Raw genomic sequence first — 17,063 nt, forward strand, 5'->3', positions numbered from 1 at the left:
TATCTTAAAAAGAATTAGCCAATCATGACACTTTTAGACGGTAAACTAGTATCAGAGGAGTTAAAAAAGCAAATTGCAATTGAAGCTGCCGAGCTTCTTGAGCAAACAGGGAGAAAGCCACATCTTGTAGCTATTTTGGTTGGAAACGATGGTGGCAGTGAAACTTACGTGGCTAGTAAAATGCGTAATTGCGAAAAGGTTGGTTTTAAATCTTCTCTTATTCGTTATAATGATTCAGTTTCTGAAAACGAATTATTAATCAAAATTCAAGAATTAAATTTAGACTCCTCTATTGACGGTTTTATTGTACAACTACCATTACCTAAACATATTAACCCCGAAAAAGTTACCGAAGCAATAGATTATAAAAAAGATGTTGACGGCTTTCATCCTATTAATTTAGGCAGAATGCAAAGAAATTTACCCTGTTTTTTACCAGCTACTCCTTTTGGGATTATGCTGATGTTAGAATTTTATGGAATAGTTACGGCAGGAAAAAACTGTGTAGTGATTGGCAGAAGTAATATTGTAGGAAGCCCTATGAGCATTTTAATGGCTCGTAATGCAAATCCTGGAAATGCCACCGTAACCTTAACACACAGTAAAACCATCAATTTAAAAGAGTTTACGCTTAAAGCAGATATTATTATTGCAGCTATTGGTCAGAAAAATTTTGTAACTGCTGATATGGTAAAAGATGGTGCCGTTGTGATTGATGTGGGTATGAACAGAGAAATTTCTACCGAAACAAAATCGGGATTTAAACTTTACGGTGATGTTGATTTTGATAATGTAGCGCCAAAATGTTCATACATTACACCTGTGCCAGGTGGAGTAGGTTTAATGACCATTGTAAGTTTATTAAAAAATACTTTATCTGCAGCTAAAAAAGAATTTTACAACTAGTACGTATTTTAAATTTTAATTTTACGTGTAAACTATTTATCTTTATGACATAATAAAATTATTGATGCCATGGATACAAAATTAACTTTAAGCTTTGATGAAGATATCATCTTAAAAGCCAAAAAATATGCAGAGAAAAACAATATTAGTCTTTCTCGTTTAATAGAGTTTTTATTGGCTAACGTAGTAGAAAAGCAATATCAATCTTTAGAAGATTTCCCTATTTCTGATTGGGTTACCCAAGTAGCAGAAGGCGAAGCTATTTATAAAACAAGTAAAACTAAAAAATCAATAGATCATGATTTTTTTGCATCAAAAAAATGAAAATTTTCTTAGATGCAAATGTTTTAGTAGCTGTTTTAAATAAAGAATATCCTGTTTTTTCTTACGCTTCTAGAATTTTAAGTTTAGCAGATCATCCACAACATACTTTATATACTTCTCCAGTTTGCTTAGCTATCGCTTATTACTTTGCTGAGAAAAAGACTTCGGCACATGCAGCCAAAAATAAAATAAGCATCTTGCTAGAACATATCAAAATTGCAGAAAATTCTAAAAATGCAATTTTGAAAACCTTAGAAAATAAAAAAATACTCGACTTTGAGGATGGTTTAGAGTATTATGCTGCACTAGAAAATAAATGCGATTGCATTGTGACTGAAAACCTAAAGGATTTTCATTTTTCTGAAATACAGGTAGTTAACTGCAAAGATTTTGCTTTAAAGTATTTTGTTAAATCCTAAATAACCTCTTCCACCATTTCTCTGGTAATTCAATATATAATCCATCATCACGTTTTTCAATTTTATAAACAGGCAAATAATCTCCTTGTCCGGCTGCTCCTCTCCCATCATTTAAATCATATTTATGCCTATGAAAAGGACAAACTATTTGATTGTTCTCTAACCAGCCATTAGAAAGATCAGCGCCTGCATGAGGGCATTTTACATTGCAAGCGACATATTTGCCATTAGTATTAATGAGACAAATAATTTGATTATTAACCTTTATTTTTTGAATACTAGCATCAACTTTATTAGTTTCAGCTATTTTAAACCATTTCATAAACTTATATAATTGTAAAAATGCTTGCGTGGTTACTTATCATTTATCTGCAAAATACCCTTATCTTTGCCAACTTGAAAACAAAAAATATAATTCCAGAAGACGGCACTCTTCTTCCCTTAATGGAAGAGTTTTATACCATACAGGGCGAAGGTTTTAACTCTGGCAAAGCAGCGTATTTTATTAGATTAGGAGGTTGTGATGTAGGATGCCATTGGTGTGATGTGAAAGAAAGTTGGGATGCAGATTTACATCCACTCACTCCTATAGATGAAATAGTTTCTAATGCTACTAAATATCCGGGTAAAGCTGTTGTGGTAACTGGTGGCGAACCTCTTTTGTATAATTTAGATGCGCTAACCAAAAAACTAAAAGAAGCTGGAATTGCAACTTTTATAGAAACTTCAGGTGCTTATCCGCTTTCTGGATATTGGGACTGGATTTGCCTTTCGCCAAAAAAATTCAAAGCCCCAAGAAAAGATATTGCACCTTCTGCAAATGAGTTAAAAGTAATTGTTTTTAACAAAAGTGATTTTAAGTGGGCCGAAGAATATGCAGAATTGGTAAGTCCTAATTGTAAACTATACCTACAACCAGAATGGTCTAAATCAGCCGAAATGATTCCTTTAATTATTGATTATGTAATGAATAACCCAAAATGGGAAATTTCATTACAAACGCATAAATACTTAAATATTCCATAAAATTTCTTAGTTTTAATTTATAACCTTTATTAATGAAGTCTCTCTGTTTTTTTGTGTTAATTTTTTTGACATGCCTCTGTGGTTATGCTCAAAAAAAGTATACTAGCAGTGATAGGTCAGCAATTAAAAATTATGAAATTGCCAGTGCTCAGATTGATTTAAATAACTTCAATGAAGCTATTAATGCTTTAAATATAGCTATCAAAGAAGATGATAAATTTATTGAAGCTTATTTATTACTAGCAGACATTCATAGATCTTTAGGTGATTATTTAAAAGCTAAAGAAGCCTATAAAAAAGCATTTACAATTTCTTCTACTTTTGCTCCTGAACGACTTTTTTATTATGCTGAATCAGAATTAAATACAGGTGAATATGAAGCTGCCCTTTTACATTTTACATCATATAAGAACAGTGGGAAAGCTCAATTCGATAAAATTTCAATTGTCGATAAATATATTAATGATTGTATTTTCTCTATTGGGGCAATTAAAAATCCAGTCGCTTTTAAGCCTGAGAATTTAGGTCAAAGTATAAATACCAATGACGAAGAATATTTTGCAGCTTTAACTTCTGATGAAAGTACTTTAATTTTTACCAGACAAATAAAAGGTAAAGAAGATTTTTATAGAAGCCTTAAAGTAAATAACGAATGGACATCATCGAATTACCTTAGTCCAAACATTAATACTCCCGAATTTAATGAAGGTGCACAATGTTTATCGCCTGATGGCCAATTTCTGTTTTTTACTGGCTGTACAAGACCTGATGGTTATGGTAAATGCGATATTTATGTTTCACAAAAAGAAGGTAACGGTTGGAGCACACCAGTTAATTTAGGTTTTCCTATTAATACAAAAGGATGGGAGTCTCAACCATCATTATCTGCTGATGGTAGAACCTTATATTTTGTAAGTGATAGAAAAGGCGGTTTTGGTAGTTATGATATTTGGAAAAGTACCATTAGTGATGATGGTAAATGGACAATGCCTGAAAATTTAGGATCAAATATTAATACTCCTTATAGTGAACAGTATCCATTTATTCATCCTGATGGAAGAACTTTTTATTTCTCCTCTACCGGTTGGACAGGTTTTGGTCGAAAGGATTTATTTATTTCTAGATTAGACACTTCAAACGTTTGGTCAAAGCCACAAAATTTAGGTTATCCTATAAACACTTACGGAGATGAAAGTGGCTTAACCATCAACTCCAGCGGTACAAAAGCTTTTTTCTCATCAAATAATTTTAATGGATTTGGAGGATTTGATATTTACTCGTTTGATTTACCACAGAATATCCGTCCATCGGCTGTAAACTATGTAAAAGGAATTGTTTTTGATGATCATGATAATAAAAAGTTAGGTGCATTAATTGATATCATTGACTTAAAAACTGGAAATTCTATTTATACATCTTATTCTGACGCCATTGATGGAACTTTTTTAGGAACACTACCCAAAGGAAACGAATACAGTTTAAATGTTTCTAAAAATGGATATTTATTCTACTCAGAAAATTTTTCATTAGAAAAGTATAAACCAGGTAAGCCCATTGTTTTAGAAGTGCCATTGCAGAAAATAGCAGTTGGTAAAAAAGTTGTGCTCAAAAACATTTTTTTTGACAGTAACAAGTTTGATCTTAAACCAACATCAAAAGCCGAACTTCAAAAGCTAATTGATTTTTTAGGAGAAAATCCAACTGTTTCTATAGAAATTGACGGTCATACGGATGATATTGGTGATGATCAATCTAATTTAACCTTGTCTCAAAATAGGTCTAAAGCTGTTTTCCAATATTTAATAGAGCATGATATTAATTCTGCAAGAATTAAATACAAAGGTTACGGAGAAACCATGCCAGTTGCAGATAATAAAACATCATCTGGCAGGGCAAACAACAGAAGAACCGAATTTGTAATTATTGGAATTGGCAAATAAAAAAACGCTTATATTATAGCTTCTCTCACCCTAACTAATTTCACCAATAAATCTTCTAATAAATCTAAGTGAAGCATATTGGCACCATCAGATTTTGCGTTTTTTGGATCTGGGTGTGTCTCAATAAATAAACCATCTGCTCCTACAGCAATTGCAGCTTTTGCTATAGTTTCAATTAATGCTGGTTTGCCACCAGTTACTCCAGAAATCTGATTGGGTTGTTGTAAAGAATGTGTACAATCCATCACCACAGGAACATTAAAGCTCCTCATTTCTGGAATTCCTCTAAAATCCACAATTAAGTCTTGGTAACCAAAAGTGTTTCCCCTATCGGTTAATATCACATTGTTATTTCCGCTTTCTATTACTTTATCAACAGCAAATTTCATGGAGGCAGCTGATAAAAACTGACCTTTTTTCACATTTACTACCTTTCCCGTTTTGGCAGCAGCAACTAATAAATCAGTTTGTCTGCATAAAAATGCAGGAATTTGTAATATATCTACATAAGCAGCAGCCATTTCTGCTTCTATACTTTCATGAATATCTGTAACCGTAGGAATATCAAATTCTCTTCCTATTTTCTCCAAAATTTTTAAGGCTTTTTCATCCCCAATTCCGGTAAAAGAATCAATTCTAGAACGATTTGCTTTTTTGTAAGATCCTTTAAATATGTATGGAATGGAAAGTTTATCTGTAATTTTTACTATTTTTTCTACAATTCTTAAAGCTATTTCTTCGCCTTCAATGGCGCAAGGCCCAGCCATTAAAAAGAAATTATTTGATTGGGTATTTTTTAATTTTGGAATGTTTAACATGATGTTTTTGTTTTGCGTTAACGATTGCAGCGATATCCTTTTTGGTTTTTTCTACCAAAAAGATTTAGCGGAAAGCGTGTTAAAACGCCCTTAAATGTTTAATTGGTTAATTCCCAAGTTCAGACATGAACTTTATCCGCATCAATTGTATTTCTTCACGGTTATAATCGTCAGAGCCTAATTCATCTAAAGCTTTATCAATAGAATCTACATCGGCAGTTTTAAAATAATCAAAAACTTCATCCTGACGATCTTCATCTATCATTTCGTCAATAAAATAACTCAAGTTAAGTTTAGTTCCCGAACCTACAATAGATTCTACCTCTTTTAAAATGTCTTCGTAAGAAATACCTTTAGATGCAGCAATATCTTCCAGTGATATTTGCCTGTCTATATTTTGAATGATAGAAACTTTTAAAGCAGATTTATTGGCAGTTGTTTTTACCACAAAATCAATAGGTCTGTCAATATCATTTTCCTCCACGTAATTCTTTATCAATTCTATAAAAGGAGTTCCAAATTTAGCCGCTTTTCCATTTCCAACACCTGAGATATTTTTAATCTCATCCATTGATATTGGATAATGGGTACACATTTCTTCTAAAGATGGATCTTGAAAGATAACAAACGGGGGAAGATTTTTTTGCTTTGCTAATTTCTTGCGTAAGTCTTTAAGCATTTGCAAAAGCTGAGTATCTACAGCACTTGTGCCTTGTTGTGCGCCATCCTCATCATCATCTGCTGTAGCATCCATTTCTCTGTTCATTATAAAACGGATAGAGTGAGGATTTTCTAAAAATTTATTACCCGATTTACTTAGTCTTAATAATCCAAAATTATCAACGTCTTTTATCACAAAATTATCAAGCAAGGCTTGTCTGATTAAAGATTTCCAAAGAATTATTCCTTCTTCTTTTCCTGAACCAAAATATTTGGTTTGATGATGTTTGTATGATTGTATTTGAGCAGTTTCTAAACCTAATAGTACATTTATTAAATAATGATCATCAAACTTTTCTCCAAAATCTTTAATCATTTGAAGTACCAATTTTAAAGGTTCTTCTGCATTAAAATGTTGCTTTTGCGATCTGCAATTATCACACATATTATTGCAACCAACTTCATTAAAATTCTCTCCAAAATAATGAAGAATTTGCTTTCTTCTGCAAACAGCAGATTCTGAATAATCTATTACTTCTTTTAAAATTTGAGTACCAATTTCTCTTTCAGAAACTGGCTTATCTTTCATAAACTTGGCAAGCTTATCAATATCTTTTTCAGAATAAAATGCTATACAAACTCCTTCTCCTCCATCTCTACCAGATCTACCTGTTTCCTGATAATAACCTTCCATACTTTTAGGAATATCATGATGGATAACATACCGGACATCTGGTTTATCAATTCCCATCCCAAACGCAATAGTTGCAACTATTACATCTACATCTTCCATTAAAAATTTATCCTGCGTATCTGCCCTTACTTTTGGATCTAAACCAGCATGGTATGGTAAAGATTTTATACCATTTATTTCTAAAGCGTTAGATACTTCTTCTACCTTTTTTCTACTCAAGCAATAAACAATACCTGATTTTCCGGTATTACTTTTAACGTATTTTACAATTTCTTTGATTACATCTCTTTTTGGTCTTACATCATAAAACAGGTTGGGCCTATTAAATGAAGATTTAAAAAGATTAGCATTAATCATTTGAAGGTTCTTCTGTATATCATATTGAACCTTTGGAGTAGCCGTAGCAGTTAAAGCTATTAAAGAAATGTCTTCTCTAATATTATTAATTACCTGTCTAATTTTTCGGTATTCAGGTCTAAAATCATGACCCCATTCAGAAATACAATGAGCCTCATCCACCGCAACAAAAGATACTCTGATTGATTTTAGGAAATCGATATTTTCTTGTTTGGTTAAAGATTCTGGAGCAACGTAAAGTAATTTTGTTTCCCCTAATAACACGTCTTGCTTAACTTTTGCTATTTCTGTTTTGTTAAGCGATGAATTCATGAAATGCGCAATGCTATCTCTCCCACCAAAAGCCCTTAATTGGTCAACCTGATTTTTCATCAAGGCAATTAAAGGAGAAATCACTAAGGCTGTTCCTTCACTCATTAAAGCGGGTAGCTGGTAACAAATAGATTTACCACCGCCTGTTGGCATAATTACAAACGTATCATTGCTTTCTAAGATACTGTTAATGATAGCTTCTTGGTCTCCCTTAAAGTTATCAAACCCAAAAAAAGTTTGTAAATTATCAATTAAAGATTTTTTAATCTGCATTTTTATAGTCGAAAAATCAGCTCATGCTGATTTTAGACATCAAAATAACATATTTTTGTGAAATAAAGATATTTTAATTAAAATTTTTCATCTTGAAGTCATCCCTAGAAATTTTAGACATTGCAAATAAAACAATATTAATTGAGTCTAAGGCTATTCATCAGCTTACTAATCAGATCAATGAAGATTTTAGTAGGCTGGTTCAAGAGATCCTAAATCTTAAAGGAAGAGTAATTGTAACTGGCGTTGGAAAAAGCGCAATTATTGCTCAAAAGCTAGTGGCCACATTTAACTCCACCGGTACACCTTCTATTTTTATGCATGCCGCTGATGCTGTTCATGGAGATTTAGGAATCATCCAAAAAGATGATTTAGTGCTTTGTTTATCTAAAAGCGGTAACACTGCAGAAATAAAAGTTTTAATTCCGCTGCTTAAGCAAGGTCAAAATCTTTTAGCTTGTATTGTAGGAGAGAAAAATTCATACTTAGCCCAGCAATCTAATTTTATTTTAGATGCAACAATTGAAGTAGAAGCTTGTCCAAATAACCTTGCGCCAACAACCAGCACTACGGCACAATTAGTGCTTGGAGATGCTTTAGCAGTTTGTTTAGTAGAATGCCGAGAATTTTCTAAAGAAGATTTTGCTAAGTTTCATCCTGGTGGTGCTTTAGGTAAAAAGCTTTACTTAAAGGTTGGCGATTTATCTGATTTAAACGAAAAACCACAAATTGGCTTAGATGCAAACATTAGAGAAGTCATTTTAGAAATCACAAAGAAAAGATTAGGTGTTGTGGCCATTATAGATAAAAATGAATTAAAGGGTGTAATTACAGATGGTGATTTAAGAAGAATGATGGAAAAACATCCATCGTTTGAAAATTTGCAAGCTGTAGATATCATGAACAAAAACCCTAAAACTATTGATCATCAAGAAATGGCTGTTAACGCACTTCAAATGATGAAAAACAACAATATTACTCAACTCATTGTAAAAAGAAATAATTTATATGAAGGAGTTGTACATTTACACGATTTATTAAAAGAAGGAATTATCTAAATTAATTTAAATGAAGAACAATAATTATGCGCTAATTATGGCTGGCGGTATTGGCAGTCGCTTTTGGCCAGTTAGCAGAACCACTTATCCAAAACAATTTTTAGACGTTTTAGGTACTGGTAAAAGCCTTATTCAAAATACATTTGAAAGATTTAAAAAAATTCTTCCGGTAGAAAACATTTACATTTTAACCAATGAGAACTATTTTGATTTGGTAAAAGAACAAATACCTGAGTTAACTGATAATCAAATTATTGGTGAGCCTATTATGAGAAATACAGCTCCTTGTATTGCTTATGGCTGCTATAAGATTAAACAATTAAATCCAGACGCATTAGTTGTTGTTGCTCCCTCTGATCATTTAATTTTAGAAACAGAAAATTTTATTGACATCATCAATAAATCTTTAGAAGCGGCTAAAGAAAATGATTGTTTAATCACCCTTGGAATTAAACCATCAAGACCTGATACAGGTTACGGCTACATACAATATTCTAATACCGCTTTAGCTGATAACTTATATAAGGTGAAAACTTTCACAGAAAAACCTTCTTTAGAAATTGCACAAACTTTTTTAGCAAGTGGAGATTTTCTTTGGAATGCTGGTATTTTTATTTGGTCGGTTGATGCGATTATTGCAGCTCTTGATAAACATCTTCCAGAAATGAGTGAGATTTTTAGAGACGGAAAAGGTGCATACAATTCAGATACCGAGAAAGATTTTATTCAAAATGCTTTTCAGCGTTGCACCAATATCTCTATAGATTACGGTATTATGGAAAAAGCAGAAAACGTTTACGTAATGCCTGCCGATTTTGGATGGTCTGATTTAGGTACCTGGGCTTCTGTTTATGATTTAGCGGATAAAGATTATGTAGGCAATGCGGTTATTCACCCAGAAAAAGTGATGATGTACGATTCTTCAAATTGTATGGTAAACGTACCTGGAGACAAGCTAGTAATTTTAAATGGCTTGCATGATTATATAGTGGTAGAAGCAAATAACACATTAATGATTTGCCCAAAAGACAAGGAGCAACATGTGAAACAAGTTGTTGCTGATGTTAAACAAAGATTTGGTAATAAGTATATTTAGTAAAAAGCGCTCAAAATTTTATGATTTGAAATTTTGGGCGCTTTAACAGGCTTTACGCTATATCTTTTTTTTAACAGATAATCCAAAAACTATCCTTAAAAAAAGGATGCCGCTTCAATCCTTAGCGCAATTCAACAGCATTAAGAATTTATACGTTGCCTCACCGCTTCGTACAATATCACCCCAGCAGAAACAGAAACATTTAGAGAAGCTATTTTACCGACCATAGGTATTTTAGTCAGGTAATCTGCATTTCTCATTAAATCAAAAGAAATTCCTTCATCTTCTGCTCCCATTATAATAGCTGTTGGCGCAGTATAATCTGGCTTGTAAATAAAATCTTCTGTTTTTTCTGTACAAGCAACAATTTGTAAGCCTGAGTCTTTTAAGAATCTTAATACTTGAATTAAACTATCATGTCTGCAAATTGGAATTTTATACAATGCACCTGCCGAAGTTTTAACAGCATCTGGATTTACTTGTGCTGATCCTTTTTTAGGCACCACAATAGCATGTACTCCAGTACATTCGGCAGTTCTAACAATTGCTCCAAAATTTCTAACATCAGTAATGCCATCCAAAATCATAATTAATGGCGTTTCCCCTTTTTCAAAAATATCAGGAATAATGTTTTCTATTTTTTGATACGTAATTGGCGAAATAAACGCAATAACACCTTGATGGTTTTTTGTAGTAATTCTATTTAATTTTTCTATTGGAACTTGCTGCGACGGAATATCGTATTCTCTCAATAATGTCCTTAATTCAGAAATCAAACCACCAACTAAGCCTCTTTGAAGAAAAAGTGACTCAATATCTTGACCAGATTTAATGGCTTCAATCACCGCTCTTATACCAAAAATCATTTGATTTACCTCTTTGGGCTCATTTTGAAATCTTTTTTCCATAATTGCCGCAATTTAGGTAAAAAACGCTTTACTCATTTAATAAAAAGTATAGCATAAAGCAATAGCCATAACTTAGCTAACATTTCCATTTTTTATTAACAATACCTCTACATACAATTAGAGCCTAATTTTGAAGTTTACCAACAGGTTATCCACAAGCATTGTTGAAAATTATATACAAAAAGGCCTTAAAATCAGATATGTGTATCTCATACACTAATTAAGCTGTTTATAACTCTTAAATTAAGGCGTCCAATTTTGTATATTTTTGTAAATATGAGTTTAGAATCTGATTCCAATAAAACATCCCTTTCAAAAGATAAAAGAAGTAGACTAGGAAATTTAGTTTCTGGTTTAGGAAAATTACCTCCACAAGCTTTAGACTTAGAAGAAGCAGTTTTAGGTGCTTTAATGTTAGAAAAGGATGCCCTTTCTGCCGTTATAGATATCCTTAAACCCGATGTTTTTTATAAAGATGCTCATCAAAAGATTTTCCAATCTATTCAAACACTTTTCACCGCTTCTTCGCCTGTTGATATTTTAACGGTTACCGCTCAATTAAGACAACAAGGCGACTTAGAGATGGTTGGAGGAGCCTTCTATATTACAGAGTTAACAAACAGAGTAGCATCAGCAGCTAATATTGAATTTCATGCGAGAATTATTTCTCAAAAATTTATTCAAAGAGAGTTAATTAGAATTTCTACTGACATTATCAATCAATCTTATGAAGATACCAGTGATGTTTTTGAACTATTAGATTATGCAGAGAAAAATCTTTTTGATATTGCTCAAAACAATTTAAGAAGAGATTCTAGAAAAATGGACGATATCATCAAAGAATCTTTAAAGGTTTTAGAATCTTTAAGAGGGAAAGACGATACTTTAACAGGTGTGCCATCAGGTTTTACAGCGCTTGATAGAATGACAAATGGTTGGCAAAAATCTGATCTTATCATTATTGCTGCTCGTCCGGCGATGGGAAAAACTGCCTTTGTGTTAACCTGTGCAAGAAATGCCGCTGTACAATTTAATAAACCGGTTGTTTTCTTTTCATTAGAGATGTCATCTGTTCAATTAACCAATCGTTTAATTTCTGGAGAAGCAGAAATTGAACAAGAAAAAATTAGAAAAGGACAATTATTAGATTGGGAGTGGCATCAAATGACTTCTAAAATTGGTAATTTAAGTGAAGCGCCTCTAATTATAGATGATACTCCAGCTTTAAATGTATTTGAATTTAGAGCAAAATGTAGAAGACTAAAAGCACAATACGATATTCAAATGATCATTATTGATTATTTGCAATTGATGCAAGGTAAAGCAGATGGTAAAGGAAGTGGAAATAGAGAACAAGAAATTAGTAGTATCTCTAGAGCTTTAAAACAAGTTGCCAAAGAATTAAACGTTCCGGTAATTGCACTTTCTCAATTAAGTAGAGCGGTAGAAAACAGACCTGGTGGATCAAAAAAACCAATGCTTTCAGATTTACGTGAATCTGGAGCTATTGAGCAAGATGCCGATATGGTTTTATTTCTTTACCGACCAGAATATTATGGTTTAGACCAAGATGAGAATGGCAACCCTACTGCCGGAATTGGAGAAGTAATTATTGCAAAACATAGAAATGGCGAAACCGGAACTGTGCCTTTAAGATTTATTGGTAAGTATGTTAAATTTGCCGATTTAGAAGATGGATTTAATGGTACGCCAAGCACAAAAGATAGCGGAGCCGATCCTTTTTCGAGCTTATCTCCTTCATCTCAATTTGAAAGCATTACACTAAAACCTAAAAATTGGGATAGTGAAGATGAAGATCCTCCTTTCTAAATCATTATTTAGACCGATTAGATGATTTTTAATGTCGATAAAAACTAAGAGAACTTTAAAAAAACAAAAATTAATAACATAAAAAAGAGCCATTTTGAATTTCAAAATGGCTCTTTTAATTTAATAAAGAATTTGTTATATAGACTTGATGATATCTCTTAAGCCTAATGATTTGATAATAGCTCTGTATCTGCTGATATCTTTTTTGAAAAGATAAGCTAATAATGCTCTTCTCTTACCAACTAGTTTTTGAAGTGATAACTGAGTTGAAAAATCTTTTTTATTCTTTTTTAAGTGACCAGTTAAATGCGCAATTCTATAAGTGAATAATGCTACCTGACCTTCTGCTGAACCGGTGTTGGTTTCAACTTCTCCGTGTTTTTGGAAAATCTCTTTTTTCTTTTCTGTACTTAAATACATTACCTGAATAATATTAAAGCTGTTAAATAATTAATTAATAGAATGCAAAAGTAAGGTTATTAATTCAATAATCAAATTAATTACTCAGCAAAGTTATTGATATCTAAAGTCCAGTCATAATTTCCAAAAGTTAAGTTGGGGTTGCTATCATCCGGAATTAAATTAAATTCTTTTAAAATCTTTTTCGTTCCATATTTTCCTCCAAAATCACCTCTAAACCAACTCATTAAAGTACTTGTTTCTACGGTATTGTTTTCTTTATTGTATTTGGTAAAGTCTGTTAAATACATTTTGGTTGCATTTTGTAATTGCTCATTAACTGTTTTAGCAGCATATATTCTAACTGGCGGGCAACTTTTAGCTCCGCAATTAATTGCAAAATGAATTCTAAAATCTCTTTGTTTTACTCTAAGCTGGCGTTCAAACGCAGGAGGAAATACCTTGCCAACATAACCCAAACCAAATTTAAATTGAGATTTTCTAATCATTCCATTTTCAATATCATCAAAGCTTAATGTCTCCCCAGCAATTTTAATCTGTTTTTTGGTAAAGAAAGCTCCCCTATCATCAAACAAACTTTTATCTTTTCTTAATAGCGCAATGATATATCCATTATAAATATTTATCCAGAAGGCTTTTCTTTGCTCATCTAAAACTAAAATTGTATTCAACTCGTCTTTAGTGACATTTGCAAGTTTCGTTTGAATATCCGTTACCTCTTTGTTGGCTTTTAAATTTTTGAGCATATTTTCAGACCAGCCATTATAAACTGTAGACTTAATCTCCTTATTGACTTCATTAGGTCTTTTTATTCCGCAGCTAATTATGCTTGAAATCAAAAATGCTATTACTATTATTATTCTCATTTTATTTATACTCATTGTCTTATTTTTTTCAAATCTTTATCATCCTAATACACGTATTTAGTTGTAGTTTGGTTTTATCATAACATTATCATGACTTTAAGATTAGTCTGCAATTTATGTTTTACTTTATAATAACATGTTTATAAGCATTATTATTCCAACATATAACGAAGCTGAGCATATTGCCAACCTTATTTTACAACTACAAAAAAATAATTCTAAAGATTACGAGATTTTAGTGGTTGATGCGGGAAGTTTAGATGACACACAAAATATTGCGAAAAAATCAGGTGTTCAAGTACTTGAATCTCCGGTTAAAGGTAGGTCAAAGCAAATGAATTTTGCAGCTAAACACAGTAAAGGAGATGTTTTATACTTTGTTCATGCAGATACCTTGCCTCCACTTTCATTTTTTGAAGATATTAAACAATCTATAGCTGAGGGTTTCCAAATTGGATGCTTTAGATTTAAGTTTAATTCGGATAAAACGATGCTGAAATTGAATTCCTATTTTACTCGCTTTGATAGGTTAATGTGCCGAGGGGGAGACCAATCTTTATTTATAACCAGAAAACTTTTTGATGAACTAAATGGCTATTGCGAACAACATAAAGTGATGGAAGATTATGATATTATTATAAGAGCAAGAAAAAAATACGCTTTTAAAATTATTCCAAAAAATGTGCTAGTATCTGCCAGAAAATACGACTATAACAGTTATTTGAAAGTAAATATTGCCAATTTAACAGCTTTTATGATGTTTTATGCAAAAGCAGATCATGATAGAATTATAAAAGTTTATAAGAAATTATTGAATCACGAAAAGAGTGAGCTGAAATATTAATATGAAGAAAAAAATCTGCGGAATTCAGCAAATTGGGATTGGTTATGGTGATATTCAAGAATCATGGAAATGGTACAGAAAATATTTTGGGATGAATGTCCCTGTATTTGAAGATACTGCAGAAGCGGCATTAATGTATCAATATACTGGAAACAAAGTTTATAAACGCCATGCAATTTTAGCCATGAATATGCAAGGCGGTGCTGGTTTTGAATTATGGCAATTTAAAGACAGAAAGACACTTGCGGTAAAAGAACCCATAAAAATTGGTGATTTAGGTCTTCAAATTATTAAAATTAAAACCTTAGACATCAATAAAACTTTTCAATTTTTTAAATCAGAAGGTTTAGATTTAAAGAGTGACCTAGAGAAAAACCCAAAGGGAGATTTACATTTTTATTTACAAGATCCTTATCAAAATTTGTTTGAAATTGTAGAGAGTAAAAGCTGGTTTTGTGATAAAAAGAAATTGACTGGCGGTGTAAACGGAATAGTAATTGGCGTTTCGGATATGGATAAATCATTGAAATTATATCAAAAAGTTTTAGGCTATCAACAAATAGTTTACGATGAAACTGGATCTTTTGCTGATTTAAATGGCTTAAACGGAGGGGCAAGCATTTGCAGAAGAGTTTTACTAAGACACCATGAAGAGCGTACCGGCGGATTTTCTAAATTATTTGGTGCCACAGAAATTGAATTGATTGAAAGAGTAGATAAAGCTGGGGTAAAAATTTACCAAAACCGTTTTTGGGGCGACCAAGGTTTTATTCATGTTTGTTTTGATGTTATTGGGATGAAACAACTAAAACAAGAATGTGCTGAAGCTGGATTTCCATTTACTGTAGATAGTGAAAACAGTTTTGATATGGGAAAAGCTGCTGGTCATTTTTCTTACATTGAAGACCCTGATGGCACTTTAATAGAATTTGTAGAAACACATAAAGTACCTATTTTAAAGAAATTAGGTTTGTATCTAAACTTAAAAAACAGAAATCCTGATAAGAATTTGCCAGATTGGATGGTGAAGTTAATGGGCCTGACAGCCGTTAGAGATTAAGGGATTTTATCAATTTTTCTCTTTCTTCAACAAAATTAACATTTTTAGATTTCATTAAATATGCCTGTTTCATTAATTTAATTTGATGAAAATTGGCATTATAAAAATACAATAAGCCAAATAAATAAATGCTTCCAAAATCAAAAAACAGCGATGCTAGTACAACAAGAATGGGTACATAAATTAAATAAATAAACATCCCAATAACCATTCTTACTGCACTTTTAAATTGAATTTCTTTAATGTAATTGCATACAATATATCTAATAATTGACGTAGGCAGATAATGAATAATAACTCCAAATAAATAAAAAGAATAAGTTAAAAAAAGCAAATTTTGATTATAATTATCGCTAAAAACAACCGCTTCATCAGTAATTTGATGATGGCTTAACTGATTAAAGTAATGCTTTAATTTTTCTTTTAAATTGTTATAAAACAATAAGTTATCGGTTTTTAATTCATTTAAAAATTTAATTGCTTTGAGCTGATCTATCAAAAAACCTTCTTTGAGATTATTTTTGGTTAGTTCTAAAAATTGTTCATAAAATTCATCCTCTTCTTGATTAGGAATTACAATCATCCTTTCAGAAATTCTAACTCTGGTTTCAGCAATTAAGGCTTTAGAAAACCTAATATAATCATCTTGTGCTTGTTTCTTAATTTTTAAAACATCAATAGGTTTAGAGAAATCTAAAGAAACATCTGTATAAAATTCTAGAGGTTTGCTATAATTTAGGGTAACGGGTAAAATTTGTAATCCATCAGTTTTAGCCTCATAAGCTAGTTGTACAAAACCCGCTTTAAAGGTTCTTAATCGTTTTTCTACCACACAATTCCCTTCAGGGAAAATCAAAATGGCACCGTTATTTTCTAAAATACGTTGGCATTTTTCAAAAATAGCATCGTTATTTTTTACTTCATCTCTCCCATCTTTAATTCTATAAATAGGCATCATGTTAATTTTAGAGAGAAACCATCTTTTAAATGGACTATTAAAAGCATCGGCTCTAGCCAAAAAATGAAGCTTTCTTTTAAAAAGAACAGCAATTAAAATGGCATCCATAAATGAATTACCATGATTTGCACAAACAATTAGGGGATTTTTTGATGGGATATTTTGTGTTTGGTATAACCTTATTTTTCTAAAATAGAGGTAGCAACTAAGCTTTAGTAAATAATAGAAAAGGTTGTAAAGCATAAATATGAAAGTTTAAAGCTAATAATTCTTATTAATTTATACTTTCGGGAT

17 protein-coding genes are annotated in these 17,063 nt (G+C 31.7%); 10 read left to right on the top strand and 7 right to left on the bottom strand.

Annotated features, from left to right (window positions below):
* Positions 1-24 precede the first annotated feature (24 nt).
* The 3 genes from FA046_RS10120 to FA046_RS10130 all read left to right on the top strand — a co-directional run bounded on the left by FA046_RS10120 (position 25) and on the right by FA046_RS10130 (position 1,649).
* Positions 25-906: a bifunctional 5,10-methylenetetrahydrofolate dehydrogenase/5,10-methenyltetrahydrofolate cyclohydrolase gene (locus tag FA046_RS10120; protein WP_136826287.1), complete on the top strand. Its 882-nt coding sequence runs from the start codon at positions 25-27 to the stop codon at positions 904-906.
* 69 nt (positions 907-975) lie between these two features.
* Positions 976-1,230 (top strand): DUF6364 family protein, encoded by a 255-nt coding sequence (locus FA046_RS10125; protein WP_136826288.1) that lies wholly within the window; start codon positions 976-978, stop codon positions 1,228-1,230.
* Positions 1,227-1,649 (top strand): PIN domain-containing protein, encoded by a 423-nt coding sequence (locus tag FA046_RS10130; protein WP_136826289.1) that lies wholly within the window; start codon positions 1,227-1,229, stop codon positions 1,647-1,649. The genes FA046_RS10125 and FA046_RS10130 overlap by 4 nt, the downstream gene beginning before the upstream one ends.
* On the opposite strand, the gene FA046_RS10135 is transcribed toward FA046_RS10130, so the two are convergent.
* Entirely contained in the window at positions 1,639-1,971 is a 333-nt protein-coding gene (locus tag FA046_RS10135; protein ID WP_136826290.1) for a Rieske (2Fe-2S) protein, read from the bottom strand. The two genes, FA046_RS10130 and FA046_RS10135, sit on opposite strands and share 11 nt — an antisense overlap.
* Positions 1,972-2,093: 122 nt before the next feature.
* Between FA046_RS10135 and FA046_RS10140 the strand changes: the two genes are divergently transcribed.
* Positions 2,094-2,675 (top strand): 7-carboxy-7-deazaguanine synthase QueE, encoded by a 582-nt coding sequence (locus FA046_RS10140; RefSeq protein ID WP_136826610.1) that lies wholly within the window; start codon positions 2,094-2,096, stop codon positions 2,673-2,675.
* 65 nt (positions 2,676-2,740) lie between these two features.
* Positions 2,741-4,615, top strand: coding sequence for an OmpA family protein (locus tag FA046_RS10145; RefSeq protein WP_225870913.1), 1,875 nt, complete (start codon positions 2,741-2,743; stop codon positions 4,613-4,615).
* Positions 4,616-4,623: 8 nt separating this feature from the next.
* Here FA046_RS10145 and kdsA read toward each other — a convergent pair whose 3' ends face one another.
* Together kdsA and recQ are read right to left on the bottom strand one after the other, a co-directional pair.
* Positions 4,624-5,433 (bottom strand): 3-deoxy-8-phosphooctulonate synthase, encoded by an 810-nt coding sequence (gene kdsA, locus FA046_RS10150; protein ID WP_136826292.1) that lies wholly within the window; start codon positions 5,431-5,433, stop codon positions 4,624-4,626.
* Between the two features lie 106 nt (positions 5,434-5,539).
* Complete coding sequence (recQ, locus tag FA046_RS10155; protein WP_136826293.1) at positions 5,540-7,729, bottom strand: DNA helicase RecQ; 2,190 nt, start codon at positions 7,727-7,729, stop codon at positions 5,540-5,542.
* Positions 7,730-7,821: 92 nt separating this feature from the next.
* Between recQ and FA046_RS10160 the strand changes: the two genes are divergently transcribed.
* Both FA046_RS10160 and FA046_RS10165 read left to right on the top strand, forming a co-directional pair.
* Positions 7,822-8,787, top strand: coding sequence for a KpsF/GutQ family sugar-phosphate isomerase (locus tag FA046_RS10160; RefSeq protein WP_136826294.1), 966 nt, complete (start codon positions 7,822-7,824; stop codon positions 8,785-8,787).
* A 10-nt stretch (positions 8,788-8,797) separates the two neighbouring features.
* On the top strand, positions 8,798-9,883 hold the full coding sequence (locus FA046_RS10165) for a mannose-1-phosphate guanylyltransferase (protein ID WP_136826295.1): 1,086 nt from the start codon (positions 8,798-8,800) through the stop codon (positions 9,881-9,883).
* Positions 9,884-10,023: 140 nt separating this feature from the next.
* Here the strand turns inward: FA046_RS10165 and rlmB are convergent, their stop codons facing one another.
* Positions 10,024-10,791, bottom strand: a complete 768-nt coding sequence (rlmB, locus tag FA046_RS10170; protein ID WP_136826296.1) for a 23S rRNA (guanosine(2251)-2'-O)-methyltransferase RlmB — start codon at positions 10,789-10,791, stop codon at positions 10,024-10,026.
* Between the two features lie 276 nt (positions 10,792-11,067).
* On the opposite strand from rlmB, the gene dnaB reads away from it, so the two are divergent.
* Positions 11,068-12,621 carry a replicative DNA helicase gene (gene dnaB / locus FA046_RS10175; RefSeq protein WP_136826297.1) on the top strand — a complete coding sequence of 518 codons (1,554 nt, stop codon included), beginning with the start codon at positions 11,068-11,070 and terminating at the stop codon, positions 12,619-12,621.
* 135 nt (positions 12,622-12,756) lie between these two features.
* Here the strand turns inward: dnaB and rpsO are convergent, their stop codons facing one another.
* Together rpsO and FA046_RS10185 are read right to left on the bottom strand one after the other, a co-directional pair.
* Complete coding sequence (gene rpsO / locus FA046_RS10180) at positions 12,757-13,041, bottom strand: 30S ribosomal protein S15 (protein ID WP_136826298.1); 285 nt, start codon at positions 13,039-13,041, stop codon at positions 12,757-12,759.
* 80 nt (positions 13,042-13,121) lie between these two features.
* The gene (locus FA046_RS10185; RefSeq protein WP_136826299.1) at positions 13,122-13,907 is read right to left on the bottom strand and encodes a DUF547 domain-containing protein; all 786 of its coding nucleotides are present in this window, start codon (positions 13,905-13,907) and stop codon (positions 13,122-13,124) included.
* A 136-nt stretch (positions 13,908-14,043) separates the two neighbouring features.
* On the opposite strand from FA046_RS10185, the gene FA046_RS10190 reads away from it, so the two are divergent.
* Positions 14,044-14,751: a TIGR04283 family arsenosugar biosynthesis glycosyltransferase gene (locus tag FA046_RS10190; protein ID WP_136826300.1), complete on the top strand. Its 708-nt coding sequence runs from the start codon at positions 14,044-14,046 to the stop codon at positions 14,749-14,751.
* A gap of 1 nt (position 14,752) precedes the next feature.
* Positions 14,753-15,811: a VOC family protein gene (locus FA046_RS10195; protein WP_136826301.1), complete on the top strand. Its 1,059-nt coding sequence runs from the start codon at positions 14,753-14,755 to the stop codon at positions 15,809-15,811.
* On the opposite strand, the gene FA046_RS10200 is transcribed toward FA046_RS10195, so the two are convergent.
* Positions 15,801-17,012, bottom strand: a complete 1,212-nt coding sequence (locus tag FA046_RS10200; RefSeq protein WP_136826302.1) for a 1-acyl-sn-glycerol-3-phosphate acyltransferase — start codon at positions 17,010-17,012, stop codon at positions 15,801-15,803. The two genes, FA046_RS10195 and FA046_RS10200, sit on opposite strands and share 11 nt — an antisense overlap.
* Between the last annotated feature and the right edge of the window lie 51 nt (positions 17,013-17,063).

It is taken from the genome of Pedobacter cryophilus (assembly GCF_005116455.1).
Taxonomy (GTDB): Bacteria; Bacteroidota; Bacteroidia; order Sphingobacteriales; family Sphingobacteriaceae; genus Pseudopedobacter; species Pseudopedobacter cryophilum.